Raw genomic sequence first — 4,553 nt, forward strand, 5'->3', positions numbered from 1 at the left:
GTATCACGTGAGCTATGACATGGGTGCTGGCCCGGCGGATTCGGGCATCTACAAGAGCTACTATATGCTGCAGGAGCCCGTCGACCAGATGCGTGACTTCATCACCGACGCCCTGCGCTCTTCGATTCCCGTCTACACACTCGATGAGGTCTTTGCCAAGAAGGATGACATCGCCAAGGATGTCAACGCTACCGTTTCCGAGCAGATGGCCGCCTACGGCTTCACCCTCGTGTCGACGCTCATCACCAAAATCGCACTGCCGACCGAGGTCGAGAACTCCATGAACGACATCAACGCCGCCCAGCGCAAGCGCGCTGCGGCACAGGAGCTCGCCGAGGCAGACCGCATCAAGCGCGTCACCGAGGCGACCGCCGAGGCCGAGGCTATGGAAAAGGCGGGCGAGGGCATCGCCAACCAGCGCAAGGCCATCGCGCTGGGTATCAAAGATTCGCTCGAGATCATCCAGGAGACGGGTGTCGGCAATGACGAGGCCAACCAACTGTTCATGTTTACGCAGTGGTCCGAGATGATGACGGAGTTTGCTCGCACGGGTAAAACCTCGACGGTCGTGCTGCCGAGCGACTTCTCGCAGTCGGCCTCTATGTTCGAGCAGATGCTGGCTGCCGGTAAGGTTCAGAACGATTCGAAGGAGTAGACGCGCGTGAAATACACCGTCGTTTGCGTCGGTAAGCTCAAGGAGCGCTTTTGGAAGGACGCGTGCGCTGAGTACACCAAGCGTCTGGGCGCCTATGCCAAGGTTGATATCCGCGAGGTGGCCGATATCGACCCGGCTAAGGCGGGCGGCGTGGATGCCGCGCGCGACAAGGAGGGGGCGGCGATTCTTGCTGCCCTGCCGTCTCGAGCGCATGTGATCCTGCTGGCCATTGAGGGCAAAGAGCGCTCGAGCGAGGAGTTTTCGGCGAGGCTCGACGATCTTATGCTGCGAGGCAGCAGCGACATTGCCTTTGTAATCGGCGGTTCGGACGGCGTGAGCGATGACGTGCGCGCACGAGCCGACGAGATGCTCAGCTTTGGACGCATTACCTTGCCGCATAACCTGGCGCGTGTGGTGCTGTTAGAGCAGATTTACCGTGCCTGCAAGATCAGTCGTGGCGAGCCGTATCACAAATAGGTCGGCAATACGAAACAATGGCGTGGGACAATACCTTTCGTTTTGAGGAATGTGTCTGAAAGGACTATGCGATATGAAGATTGGGTTTGTCGGTTTTGGCAATATGGCGAGCGCTATGGCCGATGGCTGGATCGCTGCCGGTGTAGCCGCGAGCGACATGTGCGCCTGCGCGGGTCGCTACGACGCACTGGTTGAGCGCTGCGAGGCGCGCGGCATGGTCGCCTGCCACGATGCCGCCGAGGTTGTCGCCGCATCCGATATCGTGGTCGCTGCGGTCAAACCGTACATGATCGAGAAGGTATTCGCCCCGCTCAAGGATTCTCTTGCCAAAAAGGTCGTTCTGTCGGTTGCCTGGACCTGGGACAGTGCCAAGTGGGAGCAGGTCCTGCCGGGCGTCGCGCATATCTCGACGGTGCCCAACACACCGGTTTCGGTGGGCGAGGGCGTCATCGCTTGCGAGAAGGCTTCCACGCTTAGTGATGAGCAGAGCGCCGTGGTGCTTGATCTGCTTGGCAAGCTCGGTGCGGTGGTCGAGCTTGATACGAGCCTGCTGTTCGTGGGCGGCACGGTGGGTGGTTGCGCTCCGGCATTTGTCGCTATGGCAATCGAGGCCCTGGGCGATGCGGCGGTCAAGCACGGTATCCCGCGTGCCGATGCCTATCGCATTGTGAGCCAGATGGTGCTAGGTACGGCAAAGTTGCAGCTTTCAACTGGTCAGCATCCTGCGGCGATGAAGGATGCCGTATGCTCGCCCGGTGGTGCCACCATCAAGGGCGTCGTTGCGCTCGAGGACGCCGGCATGCGCAGCGCCCTGGTCAAGGCAATCGACGCAACTCTCCAGTAAAACCGACCAAAAAAAGGACGGGTTTATTTTTGGCAGGTATTTTCTGCGGTTTTGTCCTTTTAGCGAAAAGCGCCCCGCAACTGGCTCAATTCCAGTTGCGGGGCGCTTGCGTTTGCCCAGATAAAACAGACCAAAATAAACCTGTCCCTTTTTGGCAGGTTAGTCCCAGAAGCTGTCTTCCTCATCCTCGGACTTGGGTCCGCGGTCGACGTACATCTTATGGGTACGCTTCTCCATTACAAAGGCAAGAATCGCAAATAACAGGATGCCGCCGGCGAAAAGGATGGCAAAACCGGTGCGGGTGCCAAACAAAAAGGAAAAAACTGCGTCCATTGGGTGCCTTCTTGCGTAGTTGAGTTGGGTCGTAAACGCTCATAAGTATATACTTGCCCATACATGTACAAGGTTGCAACCTAAATGGAATGTATATCGCCGGAGGATCTAATGCTTGATATCAAGTTTGTTCGCGAGAACCCCGATGCCATCGATGTCGCCATGGCTAACCGCCAGACGTCTTGGGATCGCGAGAAGTTCTTTGAGCTCGACGATGAGCGCCGTGCCGTCATCACCGAGGTCGAGGAGCTCCAGGCTACGCGCAATGCCGAGTCCAAGAAGATCGGCGCCCTGATGAAGGAGGGCAAGAAGGACGAGGCCGAGGCCGCCAAGGAGGCCGTGCGCGCCGTCAACGAGAAGATTGACGGTCTGGCCGAGCGCCGTACTGCTCTCGAGCAGGAGCAGTACGACTTCATGGCTCACCTGCCCAACATTCCTTGCGAGGCCACGCCGTACGGCAAGGACGAGGACGAGAATATTGAGCGCCGTCGTTGGGGCACCCCGCGCGAGTTCGACTTCGACTTTAAGCCGCATTGGGATCTGGGCACCGATCTGGACATCCTCGACTTCGAGCGCGGCAACAAGCTCTCCGGCAGCCGTTTTACCGTTCTCGGTGGCGCTGGCGCCCGCCTGGAGCGCGCCCTCATCAACTTCTTCCTCGATACGCACACCAGCCGTGGCTTTAAGGAGTGGTGGCCGCCTATCGTCGTCAAGCGTCAGACCATGTTCGGCACGGGTCAGCTGCCCAAGTTCGAGGACGACGCCTATCACGTCTCGGGCGACAACTTCCTGATCCCCACCGCCGAGGTCGTGCTCACCAACCTGCACGCCGGCGAGGTCCTCGACGCCGACACTCTGCCGCGCCGCTACACCGCCTTCACCCCCTGCTTCCGCGAGGAGGCCGGTTCCGCCGGTCGCGACACCCGCGGTATCATCCGTCAGCACGAGTTCGACAAGGTCGAGATGGTCAAGTTCGCTAAGCCGGAGGAGTCCGACGAGGAGCTCGAGAGCATGACCGCCGAGGCCGAGTACCTGCTGCAGCAGCTGGGCCTTCCGTATCGCGTGATTAGCCTGTGCACCGGCGACTTGGGCTTCTCTGCCCGTCAGACCTACGACGTCGAGGTCTGGCTGCCGAGCTACAACGCCTACAAGGAGATCAGCTCCTGCTCCAACTGCGGTGACTTCCAGGCTCGCCGCGCCAACATCAAGTATCGCGACCCCGAGAACTTCAAGGGTTCGCGCTACCTGCACACCCTCAATGGTTCCGGCCTGCCGGCCGGCCGCACCATGGCCGCCATTCTGGAGAACTACCAGAACGCCGACGGCACCATCACGATCCCCGAGGTTCTGCGTCCTTACATGGGCGGTCTCGAGAAGATCGAGCCGGTCGCGTAAATTGGCTGCATAGGGGATATGCAAGGGCGCTCCTTCGGGGGCGCCCTATTTCGTGCGCAGGTCCATACCATGCCGTGCGGACAGCTCAATAGAAAACACACGAACAACTGTTCTGTATACAGCCATCTACCTGCTATGCTTTTGCTAAATAAGAGCGAGAGAAAGGGGACGCGATGGAGCTGTTTGATGATCGGGTGGTTTTGTTTGAGAGCGACGAGGGCGGGGAGTACCTGCTTGTAACGTGTGAGCCGTCTGGCATGGGTGGCCTGGTGGTTCGACAGACGAGCGAGGGTCCGTTGACACAATGGTGCTTTGAGGAGTCGCCGCATGTGGTCGAGACCTTTGTGACGCACGAGGGACTTGTGGCGCTGGAGCACTTCTATGGAGTTGGGACTTCCAACCAGGTCGCGCGCATGCTGAGCATCTCGTTTGCCGATTATGATTGTGCCCAGCGGGTGAGATCGCTCCTGAGGGAACTTGATGCCAAGTTCGACGTGATCGAAAAGCCAATCGACCGTACGGGGAACGTCGGTATATGCGGAGCAGCATGACAAAACTGCGTTTCACAAAAAAGTTTGAGATTGTGCTTGACTCCAATAAGCTAAAGTGGTTTTATATGTCTTGCGCTGCGGCGTTACCTCAGCTGGATAGAGGGTCTGACTACGAATCAGAACGTCATAGGTTCGAATCCTATACGCCGCACCAATTAAAATCGAAAGCCTCCGGCAACGGGGGCTTTTCTTTTACGCCGCCGCTGCATGGATTCGAACCTCGGCTTATAGGACAAAATGTGTGTCCACGTTGGGGGCATCGGCGCAGGTCGATGCCCCTTTTTCAGCCGTTTAAATT

General features: G+C 58.5%; 6 protein-coding genes and 1 tRNA gene. 6 read left to right on the forward strand and 1 reads right to left on the reverse strand.

The window, feature by feature from the left end:
- The 3 genes from AB5164_RS09735 to proC all read left to right on the forward strand — a co-directional run.
- Nucleotides 1-655: SPFH domain-containing protein (locus AB5164_RS09735; RefSeq protein ID WP_368148055.1), on the forward strand; the 655-nt coding region annotated here is incomplete at its 5' end.
- 6 nt (nt 656-661) lie between these two features.
- Complete coding sequence (gene rlmH / locus AB5164_RS09740; RefSeq protein WP_117563694.1) at nt 662-1,132, forward strand: 23S rRNA (pseudouridine(1915)-N(3))-methyltransferase RlmH; 471 nt, start codon at nt 662-664, stop codon at nt 1,130-1,132.
- A gap of 73 nt (nt 1,133-1,205) precedes the next feature.
- The gene (proC, locus tag AB5164_RS09745) at nt 1,206-1,976 is read left to right on the forward strand and encodes a pyrroline-5-carboxylate reductase (RefSeq protein ID WP_368142197.1); all 771 of its coding nucleotides are present in this window, start codon (nt 1,206-1,208) and stop codon (nt 1,974-1,976) included.
- A 159-nt stretch (nt 1,977-2,135) separates the two neighbouring features.
- Here the strand turns inward: proC and AB5164_RS09750 are convergent, their stop codons facing one another.
- Nucleotides 2,136-2,309, reverse strand: a complete 174-nt coding sequence (locus AB5164_RS09750) for a DUF6724 family protein (protein ID WP_006235069.1) — start codon at nt 2,307-2,309, stop codon at nt 2,136-2,138.
- Nucleotides 2,310-2,420: 111 nt separating this feature from the next.
- On the opposite strand from AB5164_RS09750, the gene serS reads away from it, so the two are divergent.
- The 3 genes from serS (at nt 2,421) to AB5164_RS09765 (ending at nt 4,409) form a co-directional block, all read left to right on the forward strand.
- Entirely contained in the window at nt 2,421-3,704 is a 1,284-nt protein-coding gene (gene serS / locus AB5164_RS09755; protein WP_040359108.1) for a serine--tRNA ligase, read from the forward strand.
- Between the two features lie 173 nt (nt 3,705-3,877).
- Complete coding sequence (locus AB5164_RS09760; protein ID WP_055285931.1) at nt 3,878-4,255, forward strand: hypothetical protein; 378 nt, start codon at nt 3,878-3,880, stop codon at nt 4,253-4,255.
- A gap of 77 nt (nt 4,256-4,332) precedes the next feature.
- Nucleotides 4,333-4,409 (forward strand) — tRNA-Arg (locus AB5164_RS09765).
- The last annotated feature ends 144 nt before the right edge of the window (nt 4,410-4,553 follow it).

The sequence above is a fragment of the Collinsella aerofaciens genome (genome assembly GCF_040915425.1).
GTDB lineage: Bacteria > Actinomycetota > Coriobacteriia > Coriobacteriales > Coriobacteriaceae > Collinsella > Collinsella aerofaciens_BW.

Coding starts and splice junctions, on each gene's coding strand:
- proC (WP_368142197.1), top strand. CDS start 1,206: ATGAAGATTGGGTTTGTCGGTTTTGGCAATATGGCGAGCGCTATGGCC.
- AB5164_RS09750 (WP_006235069.1), bottom strand. CDS start 2,309: ATGGACGCAGTTTTTTCCTTTTTGTTTGGCACCCGCACCGGTTTTGCC.
- serS (WP_040359108.1), top strand. CDS start 2,421: ATGCTTGATATCAAGTTTGTTCGCGAGAACCCCGATGCCATCGATGTC.
- AB5164_RS09760 (WP_055285931.1), top strand. CDS start 3,878: ATGGAGCTGTTTGATGATCGGGTGGTTTTGTTTGAGAGCGACGAGGGC.